The organism is Natronococcus sp. JC468, assembly GCF_012163165.1.
Taxonomy (GTDB): Archaea; Halobacteriota; Halobacteria; order Halobacteriales; family Natrialbaceae; genus Natronococcus; species Natronococcus jeotgali.
The window spans coordinates 1-26,318 of record NZ_JAAVUO010000042.1; the positions used below are offsets into that span (position 1 = coordinate 1).

Below are 26,318 nucleotides of genomic sequence, written 5' to 3' on the forward strand. Positions count from 1 at the left end.
CGATCAACACCGATCCCAACGCCCCGATCATGGACATCGCCGACTACGCGATCCACGACGACCTCTTCGAGGTCGTTCCCGCGCTCACCGAAGAGTTCCAGTAGCCGACCGAACTGTTCGGCGAGGACGTCACGGTACGGAACTCGAGTCGTCGACAACCGTCACCTACTTTTTCACCCTCTCCTAAGCGCGGGTAATGGAACGGCTCGAGCGCCGACGGGCGCTGATCGAGGAGCGTCTCGTCGCCGTCGTCGACGGGGTCGACCCCGAGACGCTCAACGAGGAGGTTCGCCACGTCGCGCTCTCCGGGGGCAAGCGCGTGCGTCCGATGGTCACGCTGCTTTCCTGCGAGACCGTCGGCGGCGACCCCGAGGACGCCGTCGACTTCGGCGTCGGGATCGAGCTCGTCCACAACGCCTCGCTGGTGATCGACGACATTATCGACCGTTCCGATCTCCGTCGGGGAACCGCGAGCGCCTGGGCCGAGTTCGGTTACGGTCCCGCGATCATCACCAGCGACGGGCTGCTCGGGGAGGCGTTCGCGCTCTTCTCCGCGGATCCGAACGCGACCCAGGTCGTCGCCGAGGCGATGGTCGAGCTGGGCGTCGGCGAGGCGACCGAGCTCTCCTCCCAACCCTCCAACGAGGAGGAGTACATGACTCTCGCCCGCCGAAAGACCGGGGCTCTGTTCCGGGCCGCGGCCGAACTCGGCGCGATCGCCGCCGATTCGGACCCGTTTACCGTCGAGGCGCTGGGCGAGTACGCCGAACGGGTCGGCGTCGCGTTCCAGATCAGAGACGACGTCCTCGACGCCGTCGCGGACCCCGAGGAGCTGGGGAAGCCGACGGGTCACGACGCCGCCCTCGAGCGCCCCTCCGTCGTTCAGGTGACCGACCTCTCCCCGGAGGAGGCGAACGCCCGCGCCCGAGCGGAGGCCGACCGGGCCATCGACGCCCTCGAACGGGTCGACGCCGTCGACCGCGAGGCCCGTGAGTACCTGCGCGAGCTCGCGGAGTTCGTCGTCGAGCGCGAGCGGTGATCGGTCTCAGGCGCTTTCGGTTCGGCGCGCCTCCTCGTCCGAGAAGCGCGACTCGGCGACCGCGAACGCGAGCGTACTGACGATCCCCAGCAGCGTGCCCGCGGTCAGCGCGGTCGCGAGGACGGGGAGGCCGACGATATCGAGGAAGTACGCGCTCACCGCGTAGAGGACGATCGCGATCGAGACGACGTAAAACGGGGCGTTGAGGTAGCGCCACTCGAGCCGACCCGCGATGTACTCGTCCGTGATCTGTCCGAGACTGGTCGTGACGCCGGCGGCGGCGAACCACTGGACCGACCCGTACAGCAGCGCCGACAGCATGACGGGGACGCCGACGTCGCCGACCGTCTCGGCCTGTACCCGCTCGAGTTCGGCCGCACCGCTGACACCGCCGAGGACGAGCAACGCGGCGGCGACGATGTACGCAAGCAGGGTGGTGCGGCCGGCGTACAGCGATCGGCGCGCCCACTCGACCGCGTCGTCGAGTCGCTCGCCGAGGCCGAGGCCCCGCGAGATGAGATAGAGGCCGAGCAGCGTCGAGGTCATGCCGAGGACGACGGCGGGCATCTCGAGGATCGTCCCGGCCAGCGCGAGCGGGTAAATGAGCAGGAGGATACCCAGCGGAATGAGCACGGTGCCGCGGGTCTCGGGATCGTCGAGTACCTGTTTGAACGTGTAGTACATCGACTCGAGGTTCTGGGCCTGCCTGACAACGACGCGGCGAACGCCGTCGATCGGAACCCGAGAGCGGACGACGGGGATAACCGATTCGTCCTGCGCGCCGTCGGTGACGACCAGAGCGGTGACGTCCTCGGCCGTCGAGAGGCTCGCGAGGACGGTGTCGACCTCGTCGCCGACCTCGCGGTTGGCGTCGACGTCGCCGTCCTCGTTGCCGGTAACGATCGCGACCTCGACGCTCTCGTCCCGGGCGGCGAGGTCGTCGTAGATGTGGACGCCCTGAAAGGCGACGTTGACGTCGGAGTCCTCCGGGTCCGCGGTCGCCAGCGCGACGGCTGCCTCCTCGACGGCGTCTCGACCGATCACCGGCGTCGTGAACTCGGTCTTCCGGCCGAGGTCGTCGTCGAGGTCGACACACAGGACCAACAGCATCGAGTCGTGGTTGGACACCGCGGTATTTCGGTCTTCTGGGAGCGACGGAATTCCGGGCCGGCGTCGACGTTCGCCGCGTGTGAACCACGGACAGGATCCGACGCGGCCGTTCCGCACGGTTTTTGGGGCTCGGCGGGTTACGTTCCTTCGAATGATATCGAAGGGCTGTGAGCAGTGCGCGAAAGGCGGCAAGATGGTGCTGTTCGTCTACGGTTACTGCGACCAGCGCGACTGCTTTTACTGCCCGCTCGGCGAGAACCGCAAGAACGTCACCGACGTCTACGCGAACGAACGGCAGGTCGAGTCCGACGCGGACGTCCTCGAGGAGGCCCACCGGATGGACGCCCTGGGAACCTCAATCACCGGCGGCGAACCCCAGGAGGCGCTCGAACGGACCTGTCACTACCTGGAACTGCTGAAGGACGAATTCGGCGAGGACCACCACACCCACCTCTACACCGGTATTACAGGTGGTCGCGAGAACATGCGCAAGCTCTCGGAGGCCGGCTTAGACGAGATCCGCTTCCACCCGCCCTACGAACTCTGGGGCGACATGCACGGCACCGAGTGGGAGGAGATCCTCTACGTCGCCCGCGAGGAGGGACTCACCCCCGCCTTCGAGATCCCCGGCATCCGCGCCGAGGAGGAGTTTCTGGAGTTTCTCGACGAGGGCGCCGCCGAGTTCTGTAACGTCAACGAATTCGAGATGTCCGACGGGAACTACCGCCGGATGCAAGAGGAGGGCTACGAGCTCAAGGAGGGCCACATGAGCGCCGTCGACGGCTCGCGCGAGGAGATCCTCGAGGTGATGGGCGACCACGAACGGGTCTACTTCTGTACCTCCGTGTTCAAGGACGCGGCCCAGCACCGCCGTCGGCTGAAGCGGGCCGCCCGCAACGTCCGCCGGGAGTTCGACGACGTCACCGACGACGGCACGCTCGTCTACGGGAAAACGTACGCCGACCCCGAGCGGTTCGTCGATCTGGGCGTCCCCGAGGAGTTCTACACCGTCAAGTCCGACCACGTCGAGATCGCCTGGTGGCTCTTAGAGGAGATGATCGAGGAGGGCGACCTCGAGGACGGCGAGATCGTCGAGCAGTATCCGACCTACGATGGACAGGTCGTCGAGCGGACGCCGCTGGCGTGAGTACCGCGAGCGAACAGCGTGAGCACGCAGCTTTTTTCATCGAAGTTTTTGCGTGAGTGGTGCGCCACGGGCGCACCCGAGCGGAAAAAGTTCGCGACGCGGTATCCGACCGACGACGGGCAGGTGGTCGAGCGGACACCGTTAGCGTGACATCCTCCCCGCCCTAAAGGCTCGTCGAGCGGACCCCCTCGGCGTGCTCTGTGTTTTGGCCTTGGTTCGTAGCTCGAGCGACGGTGAGAGCCACACGATCCGGGGACAGGAAGTCAACAGGTGTCCTGCTCGCGCAAAAGGGTCCGTCAGTCGAGCTCCGTCGGATCGACTTCCGGCAGCGTGATGAGGTTCTCGCGGCCGATGCGGAGCTTATCGATCTCGCCGTCCTCGGCCATCTGTGAGAGTAGCTGCGACACCTTCGCGTTCGACCAGCCCGTCTCGGAGACGATCGAGCCCTGTTTCATCCGACCCCCGTTACGCCGGAGCAGCCGGAGCACTCGCTCCTCGTCGCTCAACAGCTCGGGATCGATCGTTTCGGTCCGTTCGTTCGACTCCTCGACGTACGCGAACGTCTGGCCGGCCGATTCTGCCGTCGCCTCGCGACGGGTGGTGTCGGGCGCTCGAGTTTCGGGCGTGGCGGGACCGTTCGAGTCCCGTCGGTCGGACGAACCCCTCGAGCCGGACCGTTGGGGTGAGTCGTCCGCTCGGTCCCGCCCCTCGGTGGCAACGATGTCGACGATCCGCGCCGCGGGGGACCAGTCGGGATCGGACGACCGACGCGCCAGCGCGTAGCTCGTCGCCGCGATCCCCACCGCGAGGACGACCAGTCCGCCCAGGAGCAGTTCGGCGCTCGCGGGAAGTGATCCGCCGGTGCCTCCGGTCGCCCCCTCGCCGGCGCCGCGGAGGAACGTCACCTCGAGTTCCTCCTCACTGAACTGGTAGGGGCCGTCGACGACGAGGGCGCTATCCTAGGAGCTCACCGGAAGGTTGTAGTCGTGGAACCCGTGGTTCGACGGGGCCTGGATCACGAGGCGTTGACCCGCGACGAGCGCCGACAGCCACGGTCCGTCGGCGCCCTGAAACGCGTCTCCGACGTGGATCCGGGTCCCGTCGACCGCCGCGAACTCGGTCCAGGTAAACGAGTACGAGAGCACGCCGACCGTCGGTTCCGAACCGTCCGGGGAGCGGAGCCGCGGTTCGTTCCAACCGGCACCCCGAATCGTCATCTCGCGGTCGGTCGCGTCCGCGGCCGCCTCGACGTGGGGGTCGAACATACTCCGATCGTAGACTCCCTCGCGTTCGCCGTCTGCGATCTCCTCGCCGTACTCCAGGAAGGCGTCGGTCTCGCTCCGGTCGGACAGGCGGAACCGGCTCTCGATCGTCCAGACGGCGTTCCCGCTCTCGGTAACGTTGATCCGGATCACCTGGGCAGGATCGGCGGTCTCGAGTGCGGATCCGTTGGTAGCCGCGGTCTGGGTCGTCCGGTCCTGGGGCGCACTCCCCGATGGCCCAGCCGTCGCTACCGACGGGACGGCGGCGATCGTACCGGGAACCGAACCGACGAGGAGAACCGCCAGCACAACGGACACGACGGTCGAGAGTCACATACATACTATCGGTATTCTCAGAGTAAAAAACACTTTCTATGGGAAATAAAACGGCACAGCACCGCTCGTCCCATCTCCTCCCCTCTCGATCGATCCGTGACGAGAATCGCCGATCGTATTTTATATCATGAGTTCTTACGGTGTATCGATGAAGGATGCGATGGCTGTCCTTCTCGCGGGGTTGCTCGTCCTCTCGCTGCCCGCGACGGCGGTGTCAGCGGCCGAACCGGACGAGCAGACTGCGGGAGCGGACGCGCCGGGACAGCTGTTCGTCGAGACAAACGGAACGACGAACCGCCTCGACCCCGGCGAGGAGGTGCGAAGCGAGCGACTCGAGTACGGCGACGACCTCGGAACGTCGCTTATGACCGCGGACGACGAGCTCAGAGTCGACTACGAACAGGAGCGGATGGTTCGGGACGGGTTCGAGAACGCCTCGAACGAGGAGCGCGAGGAGATGGTGAGCGCGGGGTACGATCGACTGCGAGAGCGCATCGACGCGCTCGAGTCCCGCGAACGGGAGGCAGTGCGGGCGCACGCGACGAACGACCGGTCGACGACCAGGCTGTTACAGACGTTCTTGCGGAACTACCACGATTCCGACGTGATCGCGAGCGCGCTCGACGACCTCGTCGCGTACGCGGACCGGATTCCGGGTTACTCGATCTCGATCCGGAACGACAAGAGCGTTCTGGAGATGTACCGGACCGACGTCCGCTCGCGACTCGAGACGACACCCGACCGGTTCGGGAGCAACCGAAAGCGGCTGGCCGTCCGAACCGCCGAAACCGGCTACTCGGTCTCCCTGCTGGACCGAAACTACGTTCGAGAGACGGCCCGGTTCGACGGTCGGAACGCGAGTCGACCTAACCAGTTCGAAGACATCACCGACGCACACGACACGGCGCAGGAGCTGTACCCGTGGGTGTTCGACGCCGACCACGAGACCCACTCCTCGGACGCCGTCGAGAGCCGGGGCGTACAGCTGTACCGGATTCGGGCGATCCACGATCAGGGACGGCTGACCGCCTACCTCGACGGCGGAACGAGCGCGGTCCACCGGGAGCTGCAGACGCTCGACCACGAGCAGTTCCCGACGATCAACGAGAGTCGGTGGACCGACGGCGGCCTCGAGCTCGCGATCAACGAGACCGCCGCGAACGGACCGGCCGAGGTAACGGTTGCGGACGCCGAAACCGGTGACCCGGTGTCCGCCACGGTGTCGGTCGACGGCGAACCAGTCGGCGAGACGGGCTCGGACGGTTCGCTGTGGATTCTGCCACCTGACGACGGGTTCGATCTACGAGCCGAATCCGACGCCGGTGCGGTCGAGGGATCGGTCTCGAACTCGACGGCGTAGTGGCCCCGAGCCGACGGTTTATATCGGAAGGGGAAGCCAGAGCTCGCGTGATGCGGATATCTCCCCACGGACCGATCGACGAGCGCGGGATCGCGCCGGTCCTCGGTGTCGTTCTCCTGATCGCCGTCGCCGTCGCGCTTGCGACGGTCGTCGCGGTCGCTACCGGCGGGTTGAGTCCGGAGCCGGCCCGAGGTCCGGTAGCGTTCGACCTCGCGGCCGACGGCGACGAGGGAACGATCACCCTCGAACACGTCGCCGGCGATCCCGTCGAGGTCGACGAGCTGTCGGTGACGATCGCCGTAGACGGCGAACCGCTGGCCTACCAACCCCCGGTCCCCTTCGCCGGGGCGACGGGTTTCGATCAGGCGCCCAGCGGGCCGTTCAACTCGGCGAGCGACTCGACCTGGACCGCCGGCGAACGCGCGACGCTGTCCGTGGCGGGTACCAACGAGCCGACGATCGGTTCCGGCGACGCGGTCTCCGTGACGCTGGCCGTCGACGGCCGACAGGTCGCCGCGCTCGAGACGACCGCCGACTGATTACTCGGGGGCGCGTCCGATCGTCGTGATCGCGACTTCGGGCTCGTACTCGGGGCCCATGAAGGCGTGGCGGACGTCCTCGAAGCCGGCCTGCTTGAACATTCTGTCGGCCTCGTACTCGTCGTAAAACAGCATCATCGCGTCCGCGAGCCGCTGGGCGATCGGGTTGTCCGGGTAGTTCGGACCGACGACGAGTACCTGTCCGCCGGGTTTCAACACGCGGCGAAACTCCCGGAGCGCGAGAATCGGATTCGGCCAGTACTCGATCGACCCCGACGACCAGACGACGTCGAACGTGTCCGTCGCGAACGGGAGCCGCTCGGCGTCGCCGCGGTGGAACTGTACCGGCGGGGCTCGCTTTCCGAACTTGGCGTAGGCCTGCTCGAGCTGGTGTTCGCTCTGGTCGAGGGCGTAGACCTCGTCGACGTGCTCGAGCAGCCCCTCGGTCGCGAAACCGGTGCCACAGCCCACGTCGAGCACCGTCGAATCGGGCTCGAGCTCGAGCAACTCGAGGGCCTCGCCCCGCATCCGTTCGTTCCAGATAAACGGGTTGATCCGATCGTACACCGTCGAGAGGTACTTATAGAACAGCCGCGCCCGGGCCTTGTTCTCGAGAACTCCCATTGGGGACGGATTGCGATCGAACCGGCATATGTCTGCTGTTCCCCGACGATCGCGGGAGCTCGCCGCTCGCGCCTCGCCGCCGCGAGCGGCGATCGATCGGGCTACTTTCGCAACTACCATATACGCGTTGCTGCAAACTTCGGGTGCTTAGAGTATGCCGAGGCCACAGGTTCTCGAACGAATACAGTCGGCGGAGGAAGAGGCCGACGAGATCGTCGCACAGGCAGAAGACGACCGCGACGAGCGGATCGCCGAGGCCCGGAAACGCGCCGAGGAGATCCGCACGGAAGCGGAACAGGAAGCGCAGGAGCTCAAGGAGCGCCGCCTGGAGGAGGCGCGCGCAGAGATCGACGAGGAGTGCGAGCGCGTCCTCCGCGAGGGCGAACAGGAGCGTGAGGAGCTCGCCTCGCGCGCCCGAGACCGGGTCGACGAAGTGACCGACTACGTCGTCGAACTGTTCCAGGAGGACGTCCATGCTCAGACCTGAGCGGATGAGCAAGGTCTCGATGGCCGGTTCCAAGGGCGTCATGCCCGCGGTCATCGAGACGATCCACGAGCTGAACCTGGTCCACCTCTCGGACTACGACGGCTCCTGGGCGGGATTCGACAACGGAAACCCGATCGAGGGGGCCGAAGACGCCTCCGAGAAGCTGGTAACCGTTCGAGCCCTCGAGAGCGCGCTCGAGCTCTCCGAAGAGGACACCGCACCGGGCACGATCGACGACGACTGGGAGGCGCGACTCGAGCGCATCCGAACCCGGATCAACGAGCTCGACGACCGCCGCGGTGAGGTCCGCGACGAGCTGCGTCGACTCGAGGAGCGGATCGATCGGGTCGCCCCCTTCGCCGAGCTGGGGATCGACCTCGATCTGCTCTCGGGGTACGAATCCGTCGACGTGCTCGTCGGCGAGGGATCGGTCGACGACGTCGAAGCGGCCCTGGCGGCCGACGACGACGTTCGCGCCTTCGAGACGTTCACCGGCGGCGACACGGTCGCCGTCGTCGCCGCGCCGACCGAGGACGCCGACGCGGACAACGTCGTCGACGACGCGCTCGTCGGCGTCGAGTTCGCCCGCCACCCGATCCCGGAGACCGACAAGACTCCGGAGGCCTACGTCGCCGACCTCGAGGACCGAAAGCGAGAGCTCGGGTCCGAGCTCGAGGAGATCGACGCCGAACTCGCCGAGATCAAGGACACCGAGGGGTCGTTCCTGTTGCGCGTCGAGGAGGAGCTGTCCATCGAGGTCCAGCGCGCCGAGGCGCCCCTGCAGTTCGCGACCAGCGACCGAGCGTTCATCGCGGAGGGGTGGATCCCGTCCGACGAGTACGACTCGCTCGTCGACGCACTGCGCGGCGCCGTCGGCGACGGCGTCGTGATCGAGGAGCTCGAGCGAGCGGACTACGACCGCCACGGCGCACACAGCCACACCGAGGAGGTCCAGAAGGGGACCCCCTCGGCGGCCGAGGACGAGGAGGACACCGCCGACGACCAACAGCAAACGGCTGTCACAGACGGCGGCTCCGCGGTAACGATGGGCGACGAGCCGCCGACGGTTCAGGACAACCCCGGACCGGCGAAGCCGTTCGAGGTGCTGGTCCAGGCCGTCAACCAGCCGAAGTACAGCGAGCTGGATCCGACGATCTTCCTGTTCCTGACGTTCCCGGCGTTCTTCGGGTTCATGATCGGCGACGTCGGGTACGGAATCATCTACGTCGCCATCGGCGCGTACATGGCCACGCAGTTCGACAGCAAGGGCGTCACCAGCCTCGGCGGCGTCGCCATCTGGGCCGGCGCGTTCACGATCCTGTTCGGGATCATCTACGGCGAGATCTTCGGGCTGCACGTGCTTGGAGACGTCCTCTGGCACGACCTGCTGAACGTCGAGCTCCTGCCGCTGAACAAGGGACTCGAGCCCGGCGCCTCCGAGTTCGCGCTCGGTTGGATGGTCGTGAGCGTGCTCGCCGGAATCGTCCACCTCAACATCGGGTACGTGCTCGACTTCTACGAGAACATGAGTCACGGCCTCAAGGACGCCCTTTTCCACAGCGGCTCGTGGCTCCTGATGCTCAACGGCATCTGGATCTGGATCTTCTCCGAACACGGCGCGGGCTCGAAGCCCGACTTCCTGTTCGAGACGTTCGCCAGCGACGGGCCCTTCCCGATCGGGTTCAACGGCTTCCCCGAGATGGGGTTGTTCGCGTTCCCGGAGTCGATTCCAGTACTGGGCGGGTTCCTGCTGACGGCACCGCTGCTCGTGTTCCTGATCGGGCTCGTCATGCTCGCGATCGGGGATACCGTCGAGGTCGTCGAGGCGCTCGACGTCATCGTCAACGTCTTCTCGTACACCCGGATGGGCGCCGTGTTGCTCGCGAAGGCCGGGATGGCCTTCGTGGTCAACCTGCTGTTCTTCGGGGCCTACGAGGATCCCGACGGCGCGTTCCACTTCCTGCGAACGCACGAGCCGAGCTACGTCGCCGAGACCTACGGCGGCGAGGCCACTGTCATCTTCGACGGGCTGATGCACTCGGGAACCGCGGCCCTTCTCGGCGGGCTGGTCATCCTCGTGCTCGGCCACCTCGTCGTGCTAATCCTTGGCGTGACAAGTGCCGGCTTACAGGCTGTGCGCCTCGAGTACGTCGAATTCTTTAACAAGTTTTATGAAGGCGGTGGAGACAACTACGAACCGTTCGGACACGATCGAACCCACAGTGAGGATTAAGAATAATGGTAGCCGAAATCGGACCTGAACTGGCGGACGTTGTACTGCAAGCGGAAGAAGCGGCTGGCGGCCCGGCTCTCAACAACAGTGGAGCAGCGGCGCTCGCAGTCGGTCTCGCCGCGCTCGCAGCGGGATACGCCGAGCGAGGTATCGGCGCTGCCGCCGTCGGTGCGATCGCCGAGGACGACGACATGTTCGTTCCGGGACTGATCATGACCGTCCTTCCGGAGACGCTCGTGATCCTGGCGCTGGTCGTCGTCTTCATCGTCTAACAACCACCGCGACCCTTCTCTTATAATGAGTTTGGACACAGTCGTAGAAGACGTTCGGGAGGAAGCCCGCGCGCGTGCGGAGGCTATCCGCGGCGAGGGCGAAACTCGCGCCGAGGAGATCGAGTCGGCCGCCGAGGAGGACGCCGCCGAGATCGTCGACACCGCCGAAACGGAGGCCGAGCGCGAGGCCGAACAACTACGCGAACAGCGACTCTCCAGCGCGAAGCTGGAGGCGAAACAGAAGCGGCTGGAGGCCCGCCGCGAGGTGCTCGGCGACGTCCGCGAGGCGGTCGAAGCGGAGCTCGCCGACCTCGAGGGCGGCCCCCGGGAGGCGCTGACCCGCGACCTGCTCGAGGCCGCGAGCGAGGAGTTCGACGCGGGCGACGACGTTCGCGTCTACGGTCGCGCCGACGATCGGGAGCTGATCGAATCGATCCTCGAGGACTACGACGGGTACGAGTTCGGCGGCGAACACGACTGCCTCGGCGGCGTCGTCGTCGAGAGCCAGCAGTCCCGGGTCCGTGTGAACAACACGTTCGATTCGGTGCTCGAGGACGTGTGGGAGGACAACCTCCGGGAGATCAGCAACCGACTCTTCGAGCAATGAGTGCGGGAGCCTCGAATCCGGAATACGTGAACGCTCGCGTTCGGTCGCGCCGAGCCTCGCTGTTCTCCGACGAAGACTACCGCAAGCTGATCCGGATGGGGCCGAGCGAGATCGCACGGTTCATGGAAGAGACGGAGTACGAACGCGAGATCAACGCGCTCGGCTCCCGGTTCTCGGGCGTCGATCTGATCGAGTACGCGCTGAACCGCAACCTCGCGAAGCACTTCGACGACATGCTGGACTGGGCCGACGGACGGCTCTACGATCTCATCGCCCGCTACCTCCGGAAGTTCGACGTCTGGAACCTCAAGACGATCATCCGCGGGATCTACACGGACTCGGACGCCGAGGCCATCCAGACCGACCTCATCCGAGCCGGCGACCTCGAGGACCGAACGATCGACCGGCTGCTCGAGGTCGACACGATCGAGGACGCCGTCGAGGTGCTGTACGGCACGATCTACTACGACCCCCTGAGCGAGGCCTACGAGGAGTACGAGGAAACCGGCGCGCTCGTTCCCCTCGAGAACGCCCTTGACCGGGCCTTCTTCGAACGCCTGCTCGAGGACGTCACACGGTCGTTCGGCTACGAGCCGTCGGAGGGCCCCGAGGCGCTCTACGTGGAGTTCCTCCAGGCGGAGATCGACTTTCGAAACGCCCGGAACGCCCTGCGGCTCGCACGAAGCGGCGCCGACCTCGACCCCGCCAGCTACTACATCGAGGGCGGCGTGCTGTTCGACGAATCGGAGCTGAGCCGACTCGTCGCGAACTACGACGAGCTCGTCGATCACATCGCCGAGAACAAGCGCTACGGCGACCGACTCTCGACCGCGCTGGATCGGCTCCGCGATGCTGACAGCCTTATCCAGTTCGAGCACGCACTAGACGCCGCGTTGCTCGAGTACGCCGACACGCTCTCGAGCATCTACCCGACGTCGGTCTCGGCCGTGCTCTCGTATATCCTCGCCAAGGAGCGCGAGGTCGAGAACATCCGCGCGATCGCACGCGGTCGGGAGGTCGGGCTGACCGAAAGCGAGATCGAGGAGGAACTGGTGATCCTATGAGTCAGGAGATCGCAGTCGTCGGCAGTCCGGAGTTCACCACCGGGTTCCGACTCGCGGGCGTTCGCCGCTTCGAGAACGTTCCGGACGACGAGAAGGACGCGTCGCTCGACGACGCGGCGACGGCCGCCCTCGAGGACGAGGACGTCGGGATCGTCGTCATGCACGACGACGACCTCGAGTACCTCTCGCGGGGCGTCCGTCAGGAGGTCGAAACGAGCGTCGAACCGGTCGTCGTCACGATCGGCAGCGGAACCGGTGGCGGCGGACTGCGCGAGCAGATCAAGCGCGCGATCGGCATCGACCTGATGGAAGAGGACGAGCAAGACTAAACTATGAGCCAGGCAGAAGACATCGAATCCGTCGACGAAGACGGTGTAATCGAAAGCGTGAGCGGTCCGGTCGTGACCGCCACGGACCTCGACGCCCGGATGAACGACGTCGTCTACGTCGGCGACGAAGGGCTGATGGGCGAGGTCATCGAGATCGAAGGGAACCTGACCACGATTCAGGTCTACGAGGAAACCTCCGGCGTCGGCCCGGGCGAACCCGTCCAGAACACGGGCGAACCGCTCTCGGTCGACCTCGGCCCGGGGATGATGGACTCCATCTACGACGGCGTCCAGCGCCCGCTGGACGTCCTCGAGGACAAGATGGGGACCGCGTTCCTCGACCGTGGCGTCGACGCCCCCGGGATCGACCTCGAGAAGGAGTGGGAGTTCACCCCCGAAGTCGAGGTCGGCGACGAGGTCGAGCCCGGCGACGTCGTCGGGAGCGTTCCCGAAACCGTCACCATCGAGCACAAGGTGATGGTGCCGCCGGACTACGAGGGCGGCGAGGTGACGGCCGTCGAGAGCGGCGAGTTCACTGTCGAGGAGACCGTCGTCGAACTCGACAACGGCGAGGAGATCCAGATGCACCAGGAGTGGCCGGTCCGTCAGGCCCGGCCCGCTGGCGACAAGGAGACGCCGACCGAACCCCTAGTGACCGGACAGCGCATTCAGGACGGTCTCTTCCCGCTCGCGAAGGGCGGCACCGCCGCGATTCCGGGCCCGTTCGGCTCCGGCAAGACCGTCACCCAGCAACAGCTCGCGAAGTGGTCCGACGCGGACATCGTCGTCTACATCGGCTGTGGCGAACGGGGCAACGAGATGACCGAGGTCATCGAGGACTTCCCGGAGCTGCCGGACCCCCAGACCGGGAACCCGCTGATGGCCCGGACCTGCCTCATCGCGAACACGTCGAACATGCCCGTCGCGGCCCGCGAGTCCTGTATCTACACGGGAATCACGATCGCGGAGTACTACCGCGACATGGGCTACGACGTCGCGCTGATGGCCGACTCCACCTCCCGGTGGGCCGAGGCCATGCGGGAAATCTCGAGCCGGCTCGAGGAGATGCCCGGCGAGGAGGGGTATCCCGCCTACCTCGCCGCGTCGCTGTCGGAGTTCTACGAGCGCGCCGGCAAGTTCCAGCTGATCAACGGCGGCGAGGGCTCGATTTCGGTCGTCGGCGCCGTCTCGCCGCCCGGCGGTGACTTCTCCGAACCCGTCACCCAGAACACGCTGCGTATCGTCAAGACGTTCTGGGCGCTGGACGCCGACCTCGCCGAACGGCGACACTTCCCCGCGATCGACTGGAACGAGTCCTACTCGCTGTACAAGGACCAGCTCGACCCGTGGTGGGAGGCAAACGTCGAGAGCGACTGGCCCGAGGTCCGTCAGTGGGCCGTCGACGTGCTCGACGAGGAGGACGAACTGCAGGAGATCGTCCAGCTCGTCGGGAAGGACGCGCTGCCGGAGGACCAGCAGCTCACGCTCGAGGTCGCGCGCTACCTGCGCGAGGCCTGGCTCCAGCAGAACGCCCTGCACGACGTCGACACCTACTGCGAACCCCAGAAGACCTACCGGATGCTCCAGGCGATCAAGACGTTCAACGACGAGGCGTTCGAGGCGCTCGAGGCCGGCGTTCCGGTCGAGGAGATCCAGGACGTCGACGCCGCGCCGCGTCTCAACCGCATGGGCACCGCCGAGGAGTGGAACGAGTTCATCGACGAACTCGAGAGCGCCCTCCGAGAACAACTGCGAGCACTGTACTAACGATGAAAGAGTATCAGACCATCACGGAAATCAGCGGTCCGCTGGTGTTCGCCGAGGTCGACGAGCCCGTCGGATACGACGAGATCGTCGAGATCGAGACGCCACAGGGCGAAACGCTGCGCGGACAGGTACTGGAGTCGAGCGAGGGGCTCGTCTCGATCCAGGTCTTCGAGGGGACGGGCGGGATCGACCGCAACGCCTCCGTTCGGTTCCTGGGCGAGACGATGAAGATGCCCGTTACCGAGGACCTGCTCGGGCGGGTGCTCGACGGCTCCGGAAACCCGATCGACGGCGGCCCGGAGATCGTTCCGGACCAGCGCCAGGACATCGTCGGCGAAGCGATCAACCCCTTCTCCCGGGAGTACCCCGAGGAGTTCATCCAGACCGGCGTCTCCGCCATCGACGGCATGAACACGCTGGTTCGGGGCCAGAAGCTGCCGATCTTCTCCGGCTCGGGGCTGCCCCACAACGAACTCGCGCTCCAGATCGCCCGACAGGCGACCGTTCCGGAGGAAGCGGAGGGCGACGACGAGGAGGGTTCGGAGTTCGCCGTCGTCTTCGGGGCGATGGGGATCACCGCCGAGGAGGCAAACGAGTTCATGGACGACTTCGAGCGCACGGGCGCGCTCGAGCGCTCGGTCGTCTTCATGAACCTCGCGGACGACCCGGCCGTCGAACGACAGGTCACGCCGCGGCTGGCGCTCACGACGGCGGAGTACCTCGCCTTCGAGAAGGACTACCACGTGCTGGTCATCCTGACGGACATGACCAACTACTGTGAGGCGCTGCGCGAGATCGGCGCCGCCCGCGAGGAGGTCCCGGGTCGCCGTGGCTACCCCGGCTACATGTACACCGACCTGGCTCAGCTCTACGAGCGCGCGGGTCGGATCGAGGGCCAGGAGGGATCGGTCACGCAGATTCCGATCCTGACGATGCCCGGCGACGACGACACGCACCCGATTCCGGACCTGACCGGTTACATCACCGAGGGACAGATCGTGATGGACCGGAACCTGAACAGCCAGGGGATCGAACCGCCGATCAACGTCCTGCCGAGCCTCTCGCGGCTGATGGACGACGGAATCGGCGAGGGCCTCACCCGCGAGGACCACGGCGACGTCTCCGACCAGATGTACGCCGCGTACGCGGAGGGTGAGGACCTGCGCGACCTCGTGAACATCGTCGGTCGCGAGGCGCTGTCCGAACGGGACAACCAGTTCCTCGACTTCGCCGATCGCTTCGAGACCGAGTTCGTCCAGCAGGGGTACGACACCAACCGTTCGATCGAGGAGACGCTCGATCTCGGCTGGGACCTGCTCTCGATGCTGCCCAAGGAGGCGCTCAACCGGATCGACGAGGACCTCATCGAGGAACACTACCGCGAAGAGGAGCCCGAAGCCGCCGAAGTCGAGGCCTGAGACGGCGATCCGCCACGAGCGCGTTCGCGACTTCGGTTCCGATTCTGCGGCCGATTTTTCGTCCGTCCCGTTCCGGTGCGACTCGTTCTCCGTCGGAATCAAAACGACCATAACGATCGTTACTCGACGTCGAACCGATGCAGAAGCCACTGCTCGTCACGGAGTTTCTCGATCGGGCGCGGACACACTACGGCGACGCGGAGGCCGTCGTCGGTACGGACGGCGAGCGGTTCACCTACGACGAACTCGGCGAGCGCGCCGATCGGTTCGCCGCGGCGCTGCAGGGTCGGGGTATCGAGAAGGGAGACCGCGTCGCGGTGCTCGATCCGAACACCCACTACCACCTCGTGGCGGCCTACGGCTCGATGCAGGTCGGCGCGATCCACACGCCGCTGAACTACCGGCTCACGCCCGAGGACTTCGCGTACATGCTCGAGGACGCGGGCGTCGACGCCGTCTACGCCGACTACGAGTACGCCGACCGGATCGAGGAAATCCGCGAGGCGGTACCGACGGAGACGTTTATCACGAACGACGTCGACGCCGTCGAGGGCGGGCGATCCTCGTCGGACGGGGCCGACGGTGTGTGGGAGGACTTCGAGCAAGTGCTCGAGGACGCCTCGCCCGAGTACGATCGCCCCGAGATGCACGAGGACGAGATCATCACGATCAACTACACCTCGGGGACGACGGGCGATCCGAAGGGCGTCTGTCGGACCCACCGCGGCGAGACGATCCACGCCTACCTGGTCGCGGTTCACCAGAACCTCTCCGACGACGACGTCTACCTCTGGACGCTGCCGATGTTCCACGTCAACGGCTGGGGCCACATCTACGCCGTCACGGGGATGGGCGCGAAACACGTCTGCACCCGCGGGGTCGACGCCGAGTGGATCCTCGAGACGATCCGCGAGGAGGACGTCTCCTACCTCTGTGGGGCGCCGACGGTGTTGAACATGCTGATCGACTACTACGGGGAGAACGCGGTCGAGACGACGGGCGCGAACGACGTCCGGATCGCGACCGCGGGATCGGCGCCGCCGGAGGCGACGCTGCGGACCGTCGAAGACGAGTTCGGCTGGTACCTGAAACACGTCTACGGCGCCACCGAGACCGGGCCGCTGATCACGACCTCGGACGCCCGGCGACACTTCGAGGACGACAGCGATACCCGGTTCGCGGTCAAGAAACGTCAGGGCCTGGGCTTCATGGGCACCGAGGTTCGGGTCGTCGACGAGGACGGCGAGGACGTCCCCCGCGACGGCGAGACGCTCGGTGAGGTCGTCGTTCGTGGCAATCAGGTCATGGAGCGGTACTGGAACAAACCCGAGGAAACCGAGGAGGCCTTCTCGGATCGCGTAGAGGGCTACTTCCACACCGGTGACCTCGCGACGATCGACGAGAACGGAATGATCGCGATCCAGGACCGCAAGAAGGACATCATCATCTCCGGCGGGGAGAACATCTCGAGCATCGAACTCGAGGACGTTCTGTTCGACCACCCCGAGGTGTCGGACGTGGCCGTCATCCCATCGCCCAGCGAGCGGTGGGGCGAGACCCCGAAGGCGTTCGTCGTCCCGGAGGGCGGCGATCCGGACGAACCGGGCGTCAGCGAGGACGACCTCGTCGCGTTTACCCGGGAACGGCTCGCGAACTACAAGACCGTCCAGCGCATCGAGTTCGTCGACGTGTTGCCGACGACCGCGACCGGGAAGGTCCAGAAGTACGAACTCCGCGAGCAGGAGTGGAACGAGGAAGACGAGATGGTCGGCCAGGGGTAGCCGCGCGTGCCTCGCAGCGTCCCGGCGTTGGCACACAGCCGAACGAGCAACTCTCCGGCCACACAAAACTGTAAACAGTTATCCGACTGGGAGCGCAATCCATCCACAAGATGGCCAAGGACGTCAAACCGACCCGCAAGAACCTGATGGAGATCGAGGATCGGATCGAACTCTCCGAGCGCGGGCACGGAACCCTCGAGAAGAAACGGGACGGGCTGATCATGGAGTTCATGGACATCCTGGACAAGGCCCAGGACGTCCGTGGGGATCTGGCCGACGACTACGAAGACGCCCAGAAGACGATCAACATGGCTCGGGCGATGGAGGGCGACGTCGCGGTTCGGGGCGCCGCCGCGGCCCTGCAGGAACACCCCGAGATCACCACCGAGTCCAAGAACATCATGGGCGTCGTCGTCCCCCAGATCGAATCCTCGCGGGTCTCGAAGAGTCTCGATCAGCGCGGCTACGGGATCATGGGCACCTCCGCGCGCATCGACGAGGCCGCCGAGGCCTACGAGGACCTGCTCGAGAGCATCATCCTCGCCGCGGAGGTCGAGACGGCGATGAAGAAGATGCTCCGGGAGATCGAGACCACCAAGCGACGCGTCAACGCCCTGGAGTTCAAGCTCCTGCCCGACCTCTACGACAGCCAGGAGTACATCGAACAGAAACTCGAGGAGCAGGAACGCGAGGAGACGTTCCGCCTCAAGAAGATCAAGGACAAGAAAGAACAGGAGGAGCGGGCGGAACGCGAGGCCGAAGACGACGTCGAGGAGACCAGAGCGGCCGCGACCGGCGACACCGCCGGAACCGAATCCGAGGAGATGGGCCAGTCGACCGCCGGCGGCGTCCCCGGCGGGGACTGACTTCCGACGCCATGTCGGCTTCGGCGTGTGACTGCGAGACGACGCTTTCGGTTTCCGTTCCCGCCGCGTATCGCGAGCACGCGCCGGCCTCGACGATCGATATCTGTACCCGTTGTCTGCGAGTCGAGCCCGCCGAGGAACGCGAGCGCGATCCCGACGGTGACCCGGAGTTTTCGTCCGTCAGCGACGCCGTTCCCGCCCGCCCGGAACGGGCCGTTCCGCTGTTTCTCGCGATCGATCTCTCGAGTTCGCTGGCGACCAACCGCGCCGCGATTGAGTCGCTGCTCGAGGACGTCGAACGCGCCGGGACGGATCCGCTGTTGACGATCGATCGTCTCCTCGCGGATCCGAGCGTCGAGCCGGCAGTCGACCTCGAGCGCCGGCGCCACCAGCTCGAACAGCTGCTGTACTAACGGCGAAGAAACGCTACTTCGCGGTCGGCGTCACGTTGTCGCTGACGGCCTGTTTCACCTGCAAGGCGGCGCTGGCCGCCAGTCCGCGGGCGACCTCGTCGCGTTCGTCCGCCGTGATGAGTTCCTCGGCCGGCTCCTCGAGGTCGGGTCGGAAGCCGGCGCTGACGGGATGCCCGACCGGCGGCTGGACGGCGACGGTCACCTGAAAGCCCGACTGACCGCCGGCGACATCGGCGTCGACGACGTACTCGTCGGGGAGGAACTCGCGGGTGCGGGCGGCGATCCGCGAGACGTCGCGGCTGAGCGTCCGCCGCTGCGTGCTCGAGAGTTCCGGAACGTCCGCCGCGGCTCGCCGACCAGCGCTCGTCTCGCCCGGCAGCCCCGCATACGGCGTATTTCCGTTCATGAGAAGTTGTATCCTGTGTATAGGCCTGCCTCTTGAAAAGCGTTCGCTTTGAGGCAGCTCAACAGATCGGCTCGCTGTCGCCGTAGACCGCAAGCGCCAGCGCCGTCGTGTACGTTCCCGCGTCGGCCCGGCTGCTCTCGACGACGACGCTCGGCTCGTCGAACGCCCAGTCCCGCAGCTCCTGGCCCGACTCGAGCCCCTCCCGAACGCGGCGCTCGACGTCGTCGCGGTCCATCTCGCCGGCGGTCTCGTAGAACAGCCCCGGTCCGCCGTCGACGGCCTGGTTCCACGCGAGTGCGGCGCTCGCCCGTCCCGGACCGGCGGTGGTCGCTCGAGCCTCGACGACCGTGAGGCGCTCGCCGACCGGACCCAGATCGGGCGCGGTGCCGACGGCCTCGACGTCGGCGTCGGCGGGAATCACCGAGGACACCGCGACGAGGTTGTAGTTCTCGACCCCCGCGTCGGCCAGCGCGGCGTCGTAGGAGGCCATCTTCGTCGGCGCCGAACCGGTACCCCAGACGACTCGGATCATGCTCATGGCCGGGGTAGGGGTCCCGCGGCGTAAGGCGTTGCGATCCGAGGCCGAAGCGTTCCAAACCGATCGTCGGACGACCGTACCGATTCCGTGGCCGCGGGCGACGCCCAAAGGATCGAGGGCGTCGCGAGTCGGGGGAGGGCAGGCTGTTCGCCGACGCTCACCGCGAGTGAACGAAGTGAACGAGCGGGCCGACGACTGACCCGAAACGGAGAAGGGGAAGGAGGAGTGCTTTTGATCAACCTTTTGCCGAGGGACAGCGCGCTCGCGCCGGAAATTCGGCGCGAGCACGAAAGACCGCAGCGCAAAAAGTTGTTACTGATAGAAGTAGCCCGCCGAGGAGACGACGTCGCTCGAGTCGTCCTCCTCGATCTTCTCCAAGGCGTCGCGGAAGTCCTGCTGGCGGACCTCCTCGCGCTCGTTGCGGATCGCGAACATCCCGGCCTCGGTGGCGAGGCTCTCGATGTCGGCGCCGGAGTACCCCTCCGTATCGTCGGCCAGCGCGGCGAACTCGACGTCGTCGGCGACGTTCATGCCGCGGGTGTGGATCGAGAGGATCTGCTCGCGCCCCTCGCGGTCGGGTTCGGGGACCTCGATGAGCCGATCGAACCGGCCCGGGCGGAGGATCGCGCGGTCGAGCATGTCGAAGCGGTTGGTGGCGGCGATGATCCGGATCTCCCCGCGAGCCTCGAAGCCGTCCATCTCGCTGAGTAGCTGCATCATCGTCCGCTGGACCTCGGCGTCACCGGAGGTCTTGGATTCGGTGCGGGTGGTGGCGACGGCGTCGATCTCGTCGATGAAGATGATGGCGGGCTCGCGCTCGCGGGCCATCTCGAAGAGGTCTCGGACGAGTCGGGAGCCCTCGCCGATGAACTTCCGGACGAGTTCGGAGCCGGCCATCTTGATGAACGTGGCGTCGGTTTCGTGGGCGACGGCCTTCGCGAGCATCGTCTTCCCGGTACCCGGCGGGCCGTGCAGGAGCACGCCGCTTGGCGGGTCGATGCCGACCTCCTCGAACATCTCGGGGTTGGTCAGGGGCTGTTCGACGGCTTCGCGCACCTCCTGGATCTGCTCGTTGATCCCGCCGATGTCGGTGTAGTCGACCTCCGGGCGCTCGGTGATCTCCATCGCCTGGGCGCGGGCGTCGGTTTCAGCCTCGAGAACCGACTGGATCCCGAAGGAGTCGTTGACGGCGACGCGGTCGCCGGCCTCGACGCGCTCGAGCAGCCGCGGCGAGACGTCGGTCAGTACCTCCTGGTTGTTGCCGTGTTGTTTGACGATGACCTCGTCGTCGATCACGTCCTCGACGGTCGCGATGTACAGCGAGGAGCTTTTCAGCGTCTCGTTCTCGCGTTCGACCCGGTCGGACTTCTCCTGGAGGCGCTGTCTGCGGCCCTCGGCCTCGTCGAGTTGCTCGGAGAGCTGCTCGTTGACGTCGACGAGGTCCTCGAAGTGGTCGCGAAGCGCCTCGAGCCGCTCGTCGTCGGGGAGATCGGGATCGATCTCGCGGTGGGGTCGGTCGGGAATAGACGGGCTTCGAGACATCTCTTGTAGGTCGGTTAGTTTTCGACGATAAATGTGCCTTTGGGTCGCGGTGGGATTTTGGGAACGGAGTCCGTCGCTCGAGGGCGGTCGCGACGCCGTCCGCGCTCGGACCGTCTCACTCGAGTTCGAGCTGGGAGACGGGGTACTCGAAGAGTCGCTCGCCGGTCTCGGCGCAGGTGACGGCGATGACGTCGCGGGAGCGACAGCAGGATTCGACGGTCTCCTCGCCCATGCGGACCTCGCCCCCGCCCGTCGGACAGGTCTCGAGAAACAGCCGCAGACCGTTGAGCAGTTCACCCTTCGCTCGCGGCTCGTAGCTCGCCCAGTCGTCGTCCCACGACTCGAGGACGCGGGCGGCGGTGACGTCGGCGACGAGGGCCGCTTGCGAGGGCCACTTGCCGAGCGGACGCCCGTTTCGCCGGAGCGTCCGTGCGTCGCCGCCGTGGCTGGCGATCTCGAACGCGTCCTCCTCGGCGTCGAACCCGAGCGCCGCGGCGGCGTCGGCGGCCGCGAGCGCCGCGGCGTCGACGCGGTCGATCTCCGCGCTCCAGGCGCCCTCGAACGACGTGGTCAGACAGAGGTCGTCGATCTCCTCGCAGGGTTCGACGACGCCCTTCTCGAGGAAGTACGCCTCGGGTTCGGGGGACCGCCGTCGGTCGGACTCGGGGCCGGTATCACCGATCGAGGACTCGCCGTCCGAACCCGCACTCGGTTCGTCGGCGTCGGTCTCGGGATCGGCCTCCTCCGCACCAGCCTCGTCGACCCGCGAATCGCCCGCGACGAGTCCGCCGCGGATCTCGGGCTCCGGCGCCTTGCCGAACAGCCGGAGCACCCGTTCCGGAAGGTACCGCTTCGTCAGTTCGGGCGTCCCGGGGACGAGATATCCGCGGAGATAGATCGCGGCGGTCGACGCCCCGACGACGGCGGCGCCCGCGACTCTCGACCTGCGTGCGACGGCCGTCCCGATCGCGCCGGCGATGGCGAGGTTGAGTACCGTACACGGCGTACACCGGTTCTCGCCGGTGTACTCCGGTTGCCGGAGGGGTTCGACGATGGTCTCTCGCATTCTTCCGTAGCATCTCTCGGTGATCGTATCGCTCTTTCGGTGGCTTCGATCCGCGAGGGCGATCGACTCCGTTCGGACGACGGCGGGAGAACGGTTATACGACCTGTCTACGTACCGTCACTATGGCTCGCTTCCAGCGCCGTCTCGCACTGCCTCTCGGGGTCGGGATACTCCTCTCGGCGGTCGGGTTTCTCGCGTTCGCCGACCCGTCGGGCCGGCCGTCGATCGTCGGCGCGGCCCTGTTCTGTCTTGCCGGCGTCGCGTTCGTGCTCTCGAGCGCGACCGACCGAGTCCGGATCGCCGGGCGAGCGATCGGCTGGCAGCAGGTGAACGGTGCCGGGACGATACTGCTCGCGGTCGGCTGGCTCCTCACCGCGGTACCGTCCGTCGAGTCGACACCACTGTTCGGGATCGCGGTGGGAGTCGGCGCGCTGTCGCTCGCGTTCTTCGGCGTCCAGACGCTGACCGACGGTCCGCACGTCGATCTCGAGCGCGAGCCCGCTCGCGAGCGACTCGTCGCCGTGCTGGCACTGGTGATCGTCTCGGCCGGGCTCGGGGTCGCGGTCGCGATCTGAGCCGTCGTGGTCGGCCGTCCCGCTCGCGACGTCTCGAGGACGAACGATATATCGGATCCGCGTTCGTTGGGGCGAACGTGAACCGGGAACGTCGGCGACCGCTGATCGTCGCCTCGCACGGAGTCGCCGGGATCGCGCTGGTCGGTTACGGCCTGATCGCCGGCGAGATACTTGCCGTCGGCTTCGGGGCGGTGCTGGTCGCGATCGGGGTCGCGTACCTCCGGATCGAGATGCGGTGAGCGGCGGTGTGAACGAAGACGGGGGCGGCCTACGCCAGTAGCGCCTCGAGCTCGTCGAGTCGCCGCCCGTAGGTCTCGAGGGCGCGGTCGACGGGCTCGGACGAACTCATGTCGACGCCGGCGATCCGCAGCAACTCGAGGGGGTACTCCCGGGAGCCCCGGCGGAGAAAGTCGAGGTAGTCCTCGGCCGCGGATTCGCCGTCGTCCTCGATTCCGTCGACGATCGCCAGCGCGGCGGAGATCCCCGTCGAGTACTGGTAGACGTAGAACGCGCGGTAGAAGTGGGGGATGCGCATCCACTCGCGGGCAATGCGGTCGTCGATCGCGGCCGGCTCGTAGTACCGTTCCTTGAGTCCGCCGTAGATTTCGTCGAGTCGGTCGGCGGTGAGCGGCTCGCCCGCCTCCTCGAGGCGGTGGGCCTCGTGTTCGAACTCCGCGAACAGCGTCTGGCGGTACAGCGTCGAGCGCACTCGCTCGAGGAACTCGTTGAGGACGTGCTTGCGGAAGTGGGGGTCCTCGACAGTCTCGAGTAAGTGGCTCGTCAGCAACGCCTCGTTGACCGTGCTGGCCACCTCGGCCACGAAGATCTCGTAGTCGGAATAGACGTAGGGCTGTTCCTCCTTCGTCAGCTCCGAGTGCATCGAGTGGCCCAGCTCGTGGGCCAGGGTGTACATCGAGGTGATGTCGTCCTGGTAGTTCATCAGGATGAAGGGCTGGGTGTCGTACGTGCCACCCGAGTAGGCGCCCGCCTGTTTCCCCTCGCTCTCGTAGACGTCGACCCACCGCGACTCGAGGCCCTCGGCGACGCGGGAGCGGTACTCCTCGCCCAGCGGCTCGAGGGCGTCGACGACGTACTCGGTGGCCTGGTCGTAGTCGACGGTCGGACCCTCGTCGGCCGTCAGCGGCATGTACAGGTCCCACATCCGCAGCTCGTCGACCTCGAGGGCCTCCCGTTTGAGCTCGGCGTGGCGGTGGAGCTTCTCGAGGTTGTCGTCGACGGTGTCGACGAGGTTGTCGTAGACCTCGACGGGGACGTTCGGCCCGTCGAGGGCGGCCTCACGGGCGGTGTCGTAGTCGCGGGCCTGGGCCATCTTGACGTCGGTCTTGACGCTGTTCTTGTAGGCGGCGGCGACCGCGTTCCGGACGTCTCCCCACTCGTCGAAGTACGCCTCGTAGACCTCCTTGCGGAACTCGCGGTCGGGCCGTTTGAGCAGGTTGACGAAGTTGCTCTGGGTGATCTCGACAGGCTCGCCGGAGGGATCCTCGACCGTCGGGAACGACATGTCCGCGTTCGAGAGCATGTTGTACACCTCCCCCGTCGCGCCCGTCACCTCGCTCAGGTCGGCCAGCAGGGCCTCGACCTCCGTCGATCGCGTGTGGGGTTTCATCCGCAACACGTCGTCGACGTAGTGGTCGTAGGTCTCGAGTTCGGGAACGTCGTCGACCATCGCCTCGAACTCCTCGCGGGTCAGCTCCTGGAGCTCGGGTTCGATGAACGACGCCGCGGACTGGGCGTCTGCCGCCAGCGACTGCGCCCGGGCGGTCATCGCCTGGTACTCCTGGTCGGTCGTGTCCTCGTCGCGTCGCATCCGCGCGTAGGAAAACACCGTCGCCACCTCCCGCATGATCTCGTTGCGAAGCTCGAGGACGGCGTGTAGCGTCTCGGCGTCCTCGGTCGCCGCCCCCTCGTACCCCTCGAGTTCGTCGACGCGCTCGGTGACCGCCTCGTAGGCCGCCTCCCAGTCGTCGTCGGTCGCGTAGATGCTCTCGAGATCCCACGTGTACTCCTCGTCGATCTCGGAGCGCTCCGGTACGGAACTCATACTCTCCACGAGTCGATCCCCCGAGGTAAGGCTTATCGTTCCGGGCCCGATCCGCTCGAATCGCGGGGAGTCCCGCCCGTGGGCCGACGGTTCGGACGGGTCGACGATCGTCAGGATAGACCGTCGGTATTTCGCGACCTGCGTCCGACCGGTGGCCCTACTTCCGCGTCGACGACCTACGGCCGACGATGCCAACCGAAGACGATCCGCTGTTCGAACCGCTCGACCTCGGCGACGAGACGCTCGAGAACCGGGTCGGACTCGCGCCGATGACTCGGACCAGCGCGACGGGCGACGGTCGCGCGACCGCGGAGATGGCCCGGTACTACGCCAAGTTCGCCCGCGGCGGGTTCTCGTTCTTGCTCACCGAGGGAACCTACCCCGACACGTCCCACAGCCAAGGGTACGACGACCAGCCCGGCCTCGCGACCGACGAGCACGTCGAGGCCTGGCGGACCGTCACCGACGCCGTCCACGACGAGGGTTCGCCGATCTTCGCCCAGCTGATGCACGCCGGCGCGCTCTCTCAGGGCAACCGCTACGAGGACGAGACGGTCGGTCCATCGGCGGTCGAACCGAAGGGCGAACAGCTCGAGATGTACGGCGGCGAGGGCGGGTTCGACGAACCCCGCGAGCTGACGGCCGAGGGGATCGACGACCTGATCGAGGGATTCGTAGCCGCCGCCGAGCGCGCGGTCGAGGCGAACTTCGACGGCGTCGAGATCCACGGCGCGAACGGCTACGTGCTCGATCAGTTCCTCACGACGTACACGAACCGCCGCCAGGACGAGTACGGCGGCGGCGTCGAGAATCGGATCCGGTTGACGGCGGAGGTCGTCGAGGCCGTGCGGGCCGCGACACCCGAGCGGTTCGTCGTCGGCGTTCGGCTCTCCCAGAGCAAGGTCAACGACCCCGACTACCGCTGGCCCGGCGGGGAGGGCGACGCCGAGGCGATCTTCGGCGCCGTCTCCGACGCCGGCGCCGACTACCTCCACGTCACCGAGGAGAACGTCGCGGCGCCCGCCTTCGAGGGCGGCACCGCGACGCTTTCCGAACTGGCCGACCGCTACGGCGACGCGCCCGTGATCGCGAACGGCGGGCTCGAGGAGCCGGACACGGCCCGGAGGGTCCTCGAGTCGGGCGCCGACCTGCTCACCCTCGGAACGGGAGCGCTCGCCAACCCCGACTGGCCGACCCGCGTCGCCGAGGGCCGCTCGCTCGAGGCGTTCGACTTCGAGCGGATCCTCCGGCCCGACGCGTCGATCGACGACTCCGAGGTTCCCGCGGACGACTGAGCGGCGTCGACCCGCCCCGATTCTTTTGCCGACCCGCCCGAAAGAGCCGGTGTGACATCCTCACCCGCCGTAAACGGCGGGGCTTCCTACAAGGGAAGCCTCGTGTCGAGGAGGTTTCAGGACTCGAAGACCGCAAGCGTCGTTTGTCGGGATTGCCGACTCGGCGTGCGGTGTCCTGTG

Annotated in this window: 27 protein-coding genes and 1 pseudogene; 19 read left to right on the forward strand and 9 right to left on the reverse strand. The window is 66.6% G+C overall.

From position 1 onward, the window contains the following. Both GWG54_RS17080 and GWG54_RS17085 read left to right on the forward strand, forming a co-directional pair. Window positions 1-104 (forward strand): annotated as a pseudogene (locus tag GWG54_RS17080) (electron transfer flavoprotein subunit alpha/FixB family protein); the annotation flags it as partial. Window positions 105-196: 92 nt separating this feature from the next. Continuing rightward, window positions 197-1,039 (forward strand): polyprenyl synthetase family protein, encoded by an 843-nt coding sequence (locus GWG54_RS17085; RefSeq protein WP_167938906.1) that lies wholly within the window; start codon window positions 197-199, stop codon window positions 1,037-1,039. A 6-nt stretch (window positions 1,040-1,045) separates the two neighbouring features. On the opposite strand, the gene GWG54_RS17090 is transcribed toward GWG54_RS17085, so the two are convergent. After that, window positions 1,046-2,149, reverse strand: coding sequence for a DUF373 family protein (locus GWG54_RS17090; RefSeq protein WP_167938907.1), 1,104 nt, complete (start codon window positions 2,147-2,149; stop codon window positions 1,046-1,048). 151 nt (window positions 2,150-2,300) lie between these two features. On the opposite strand from GWG54_RS17090, the gene GWG54_RS17095 reads away from it, so the two are divergent. Further along, the gene (locus tag GWG54_RS17095; protein ID WP_167938908.1) at window positions 2,301-3,296 is read left to right on the forward strand and encodes a radical SAM protein; all 996 of its coding nucleotides are present in this window, start codon (window positions 2,301-2,303) and stop codon (window positions 3,294-3,296) included. A 296-nt stretch (window positions 3,297-3,592) separates the two neighbouring features. Here the strand turns inward: GWG54_RS17095 and GWG54_RS20990 are convergent, their stop codons facing one another. After that, a complete protein-coding gene (locus GWG54_RS20990) occupies window positions 3,593-4,201 on the reverse strand; it encodes a hypothetical protein (RefSeq protein ID WP_245242853.1) in 609 nt (202 codons plus the stop codon). A 54-nt stretch (window positions 4,202-4,255) separates the two neighbouring features. Beyond that, window positions 4,256-4,876 (reverse strand): hypothetical protein, encoded by a 621-nt coding sequence (locus tag GWG54_RS20995; RefSeq protein WP_245242854.1) that lies wholly within the window; start codon window positions 4,874-4,876, stop codon window positions 4,256-4,258. 178 nt (window positions 4,877-5,054) lie between these two features. On the opposite strand from GWG54_RS20995, the gene GWG54_RS17105 reads away from it, so the two are divergent. Continuing rightward, entirely contained in the window at window positions 5,055-6,254 is a 1,200-nt protein-coding gene (locus tag GWG54_RS17105; protein ID WP_167938909.1) for a hypothetical protein, read from the forward strand. A 50-nt stretch (window positions 6,255-6,304) separates the two neighbouring features. After that, a complete protein-coding gene (locus GWG54_RS17110) occupies window positions 6,305-6,793 on the forward strand; it encodes a type IV pilin (RefSeq protein WP_167938910.1) in 489 nt (162 codons plus the stop codon). On the opposite strand, the gene GWG54_RS17115 is transcribed toward GWG54_RS17110, so the two are convergent. Continuing rightward, window positions 6,794-7,417 (reverse strand): methyltransferase domain-containing protein, encoded by a 624-nt coding sequence (locus GWG54_RS17115; protein WP_167938911.1) that lies wholly within the window; start codon window positions 7,415-7,417, stop codon window positions 6,794-6,796. A 154-nt stretch (window positions 7,418-7,571) separates the two neighbouring features. Between GWG54_RS17115 and ahaH the strand changes: the two genes are divergently transcribed. The 11 genes from ahaH to GWG54_RS17170 all read left to right on the forward strand — a co-directional run bounded on the left by ahaH (window position 7,572) and on the right by GWG54_RS17170 (window position 18,654). Then, a complete protein-coding gene (gene ahaH, locus GWG54_RS17120; RefSeq protein ID WP_008420651.1) occupies window positions 7,572-7,904 on the forward strand; it encodes an ATP synthase archaeal subunit H in 333 nt (110 codons plus the stop codon). Then, on the forward strand, window positions 7,891-10,137 hold the full coding sequence (locus GWG54_RS17125; protein ID WP_167938912.1) for a V-type ATP synthase subunit I: 2,247 nt from the start codon (window positions 7,891-7,893) through the stop codon (window positions 10,135-10,137). Before ahaH ends, GWG54_RS17125 begins: the two co-directional genes overlap by 14 nt. 5 nt (window positions 10,138-10,142) lie before the next feature. After that, on the forward strand, window positions 10,143-10,409 hold the full coding sequence (locus GWG54_RS17130) for a hypothetical protein (RefSeq protein ID WP_167938913.1): 267 nt from the start codon (window positions 10,143-10,145) through the stop codon (window positions 10,407-10,409). Between the two features lie 25 nt (window positions 10,410-10,434). Then, window positions 10,435-11,016, forward strand: coding sequence for a V-type ATP synthase subunit E (locus GWG54_RS17135; RefSeq protein ID WP_167938914.1), 582 nt, complete (start codon window positions 10,435-10,437; stop codon window positions 11,014-11,016). Beyond that, window positions 11,013-12,080: a V-type ATP synthase subunit C gene (locus GWG54_RS17140; RefSeq protein ID WP_167938915.1), complete on the forward strand. Its 1,068-nt coding sequence runs from the start codon at window positions 11,013-11,015 to the stop codon at window positions 12,078-12,080. The genes GWG54_RS17135 and GWG54_RS17140 overlap by 4 nt, the downstream gene beginning before the upstream one ends. Continuing rightward, window positions 12,077-12,409, forward strand: a complete 333-nt coding sequence (locus GWG54_RS17145) for a V-type ATP synthase subunit F (protein ID WP_008420646.1) — start codon at window positions 12,077-12,079, stop codon at window positions 12,407-12,409. The genes GWG54_RS17140 and GWG54_RS17145 overlap by 4 nt, the downstream gene beginning before the upstream one ends. 3 nt (window positions 12,410-12,412) lie before the next feature. Then, window positions 12,413-14,176 (forward strand): ATP synthase subunit A, encoded by a 1,764-nt coding sequence (locus GWG54_RS17150; protein ID WP_167938916.1) that lies wholly within the window; start codon window positions 12,413-12,415, stop codon window positions 14,174-14,176. Window positions 14,177-14,178: 2 nt separating this feature from the next. After that, window positions 14,179-15,594: an ATP synthase subunit B gene (locus GWG54_RS17155; RefSeq protein WP_167938917.1), complete on the forward strand. Its 1,416-nt coding sequence runs from the start codon at window positions 14,179-14,181 to the stop codon at window positions 15,592-15,594. A 137-nt stretch (window positions 15,595-15,731) separates the two neighbouring features. Next, window positions 15,732-17,375 carry a long-chain-fatty-acid--CoA ligase gene (locus tag GWG54_RS17160; RefSeq protein WP_167938918.1) on the forward strand — a complete coding sequence of 548 codons (1,644 nt, stop codon included), beginning with the start codon at window positions 15,732-15,734 and terminating at the stop codon, window positions 17,373-17,375. A gap of 110 nt (window positions 17,376-17,485) precedes the next feature. Continuing rightward, the gene (locus GWG54_RS17165; RefSeq protein WP_167938919.1) at window positions 17,486-18,241 is read left to right on the forward strand and encodes a V-type ATP synthase subunit D; all 756 of its coding nucleotides are present in this window, start codon (window positions 17,486-17,488) and stop codon (window positions 18,239-18,241) included. Window positions 18,242-18,252: 11 nt separating this feature from the next. Further along, window positions 18,253-18,654, forward strand: a complete 402-nt coding sequence (locus GWG54_RS17170) for a DUF6276 family protein (RefSeq protein WP_167938920.1) — start codon at window positions 18,253-18,255, stop codon at window positions 18,652-18,654. A gap of 13 nt (window positions 18,655-18,667) precedes the next feature. Here GWG54_RS17170 and GWG54_RS17175 read toward each other — a convergent pair whose 3' ends face one another. The 4 genes from GWG54_RS17175 to GWG54_RS17190 form a co-directional block, all read right to left on the reverse strand. Continuing rightward, window positions 18,668-19,060, reverse strand: coding sequence for a DUF5811 family protein (locus GWG54_RS17175; protein WP_167938921.1), 393 nt, complete (start codon window positions 19,058-19,060; stop codon window positions 18,668-18,670). A 58-nt stretch (window positions 19,061-19,118) separates the two neighbouring features. Further along, window positions 19,119-19,598, reverse strand: coding sequence for a pyruvoyl-dependent arginine decarboxylase (locus GWG54_RS17180; RefSeq protein ID WP_167938922.1), 480 nt, complete (start codon window positions 19,596-19,598; stop codon window positions 19,119-19,121). Between the two features lie 312 nt (window positions 19,599-19,910). Further along, window positions 19,911-21,140, reverse strand: coding sequence for a proteasome-activating nucleotidase (locus tag GWG54_RS17185; RefSeq protein WP_008420618.1), 1,230 nt, complete (start codon window positions 21,138-21,140; stop codon window positions 19,911-19,913). A gap of 115 nt (window positions 21,141-21,255) precedes the next feature. Further along, on the reverse strand, window positions 21,256-22,206 hold the full coding sequence (locus tag GWG54_RS17190) for a hypothetical protein (RefSeq protein ID WP_167938923.1): 951 nt from the start codon (window positions 22,204-22,206) through the stop codon (window positions 21,256-21,258). A 122-nt stretch (window positions 22,207-22,328) separates the two neighbouring features. Between GWG54_RS17190 and GWG54_RS17195 the strand changes: the two genes are divergently transcribed. Further along, window positions 22,329-22,781: a hypothetical protein gene (locus GWG54_RS17195; protein ID WP_167938924.1), complete on the forward strand. Its 453-nt coding sequence runs from the start codon at window positions 22,329-22,331 to the stop codon at window positions 22,779-22,781. Between the two features lie 77 nt (window positions 22,782-22,858). Further along, window positions 22,859-23,020 carry a hypothetical protein gene (locus GWG54_RS17200; RefSeq protein ID WP_167938925.1) on the forward strand — a complete coding sequence of 54 codons (162 nt, stop codon included), beginning with the start codon at window positions 22,859-22,861 and terminating at the stop codon, window positions 23,018-23,020. Window positions 23,021-23,049: 29 nt separating this feature from the next. Here the strand turns inward: GWG54_RS17200 and pepF are convergent, their stop codons facing one another. Next, window positions 23,050-24,843 carry an oligoendopeptidase F gene (gene pepF / locus GWG54_RS17205; protein ID WP_167938926.1) on the reverse strand — a complete coding sequence of 598 codons (1,794 nt, stop codon included), beginning with the start codon at window positions 24,841-24,843 and terminating at the stop codon, window positions 23,050-23,052. A gap of 188 nt (window positions 24,844-25,031) precedes the next feature. Between pepF and GWG54_RS17210 the strand changes: the two genes are divergently transcribed. Next, window positions 25,032-26,138, forward strand: coding sequence for an NADH:flavin oxidoreductase (locus GWG54_RS17210; protein ID WP_167938927.1), 1,107 nt, complete (start codon window positions 25,032-25,034; stop codon window positions 26,136-26,138). Window positions 26,139-26,318 lie beyond the last annotated feature (180 nt).

What these genes read in the sequence shown, in the direction of transcription:
- GWG54_RS17085 (WP_167938906.1), top strand. Translation starts at nt 197, where the DNA reads ATGGAACGGCTCGAGCGCCGACGGGCGCTGATCGAGGAGCGTCTCGTC.
- GWG54_RS17090 (WP_167938907.1), bottom strand. Translation starts at nt 2,149, where the DNA reads ATGCTGTTGGTCCTGTGTGTCGACCTCGACGACGACCTCGGCCGGAAG.
- GWG54_RS17095 (WP_167938908.1), top strand. Translation starts at nt 2,301, where the DNA reads ATGATATCGAAGGGCTGTGAGCAGTGCGCGAAAGGCGGCAAGATGGTG.
- GWG54_RS17105 (WP_167938909.1), top strand. Translation starts at nt 5,055, where the DNA reads ATGGCTGTCCTTCTCGCGGGGTTGCTCGTCCTCTCGCTGCCCGCGACG.
- GWG54_RS17110 (WP_167938910.1), top strand. Translation starts at nt 6,305, where the DNA reads ATGCGGATATCTCCCCACGGACCGATCGACGAGCGCGGGATCGCGCCG.
- GWG54_RS17115 (WP_167938911.1), bottom strand. Translation starts at nt 7,417, where the DNA reads ATGGGAGTTCTCGAGAACAAGGCCCGGGCGCGGCTGTTCTATAAGTAC.
- ahaH (WP_008420651.1), top strand. Translation starts at nt 7,572, where the DNA reads ATGCCGAGGCCACAGGTTCTCGAACGAATACAGTCGGCGGAGGAAGAG.
- GWG54_RS17125 (WP_167938912.1), top strand. Translation starts at nt 7,891, where the DNA reads ATGCTCAGACCTGAGCGGATGAGCAAGGTCTCGATGGCCGGTTCCAAG.
- GWG54_RS17130 (WP_167938913.1), top strand. Translation starts at nt 10,143, where the DNA reads ATGGTAGCCGAAATCGGACCTGAACTGGCGGACGTTGTACTGCAAGCG.
- GWG54_RS17135 (WP_167938914.1), top strand. Translation starts at nt 10,435, where the DNA reads ATGAGTTTGGACACAGTCGTAGAAGACGTTCGGGAGGAAGCCCGCGCG.
- GWG54_RS17140 (WP_167938915.1), top strand. Translation starts at nt 11,013, where the DNA reads ATGAGTGCGGGAGCCTCGAATCCGGAATACGTGAACGCTCGCGTTCGG.
- GWG54_RS17145 (WP_008420646.1), top strand. Translation starts at nt 12,077, where the DNA reads ATGAGTCAGGAGATCGCAGTCGTCGGCAGTCCGGAGTTCACCACCGGG.
- GWG54_RS17150 (WP_167938916.1), top strand. Translation starts at nt 12,413, where the DNA reads ATGAGCCAGGCAGAAGACATCGAATCCGTCGACGAAGACGGTGTAATC.
- GWG54_RS17155 (WP_167938917.1), top strand. Translation starts at nt 14,179, where the DNA reads ATGAAAGAGTATCAGACCATCACGGAAATCAGCGGTCCGCTGGTGTTC.
- GWG54_RS17160 (WP_167938918.1), top strand. Translation starts at nt 15,732, where the DNA reads ATGCAGAAGCCACTGCTCGTCACGGAGTTTCTCGATCGGGCGCGGACA.
- GWG54_RS17165 (WP_167938919.1), top strand. Translation starts at nt 17,486, where the DNA reads ATGGCCAAGGACGTCAAACCGACCCGCAAGAACCTGATGGAGATCGAG.
- GWG54_RS17170 (WP_167938920.1), top strand. Translation starts at nt 18,253, where the DNA reads ATGTCGGCTTCGGCGTGTGACTGCGAGACGACGCTTTCGGTTTCCGTT.
- GWG54_RS17175 (WP_167938921.1), bottom strand. Translation starts at nt 19,060, where the DNA reads ATGAACGGAAATACGCCGTATGCGGGGCTGCCGGGCGAGACGAGCGCT.
- GWG54_RS17180 (WP_167938922.1), bottom strand. Translation starts at nt 19,598, where the DNA reads ATGAGCATGATCCGAGTCGTCTGGGGTACCGGTTCGGCGCCGACGAAG.
- GWG54_RS17185 (WP_008420618.1), bottom strand. Translation starts at nt 21,140, where the DNA reads ATGTCTCGAAGCCCGTCTATTCCCGACCGACCCCACCGCGAGATCGAT.
- GWG54_RS17190 (WP_167938923.1), bottom strand. Translation starts at nt 22,206, where the DNA reads ATGCGAGAGACCATCGTCGAACCCCTCCGGCAACCGGAGTACACCGGC.
- GWG54_RS17195 (WP_167938924.1), top strand. Translation starts at nt 22,329, where the DNA reads ATGGCTCGCTTCCAGCGCCGTCTCGCACTGCCTCTCGGGGTCGGGATA.
- pepF (WP_167938926.1), bottom strand. Translation starts at nt 24,843, where the DNA reads ATGAGTTCCGTACCGGAGCGCTCCGAGATCGACGAGGAGTACACGTGG.
- GWG54_RS17210 (WP_167938927.1), top strand. Translation starts at nt 25,032, where the DNA reads ATGCCAACCGAAGACGATCCGCTGTTCGAACCGCTCGACCTCGGCGAC.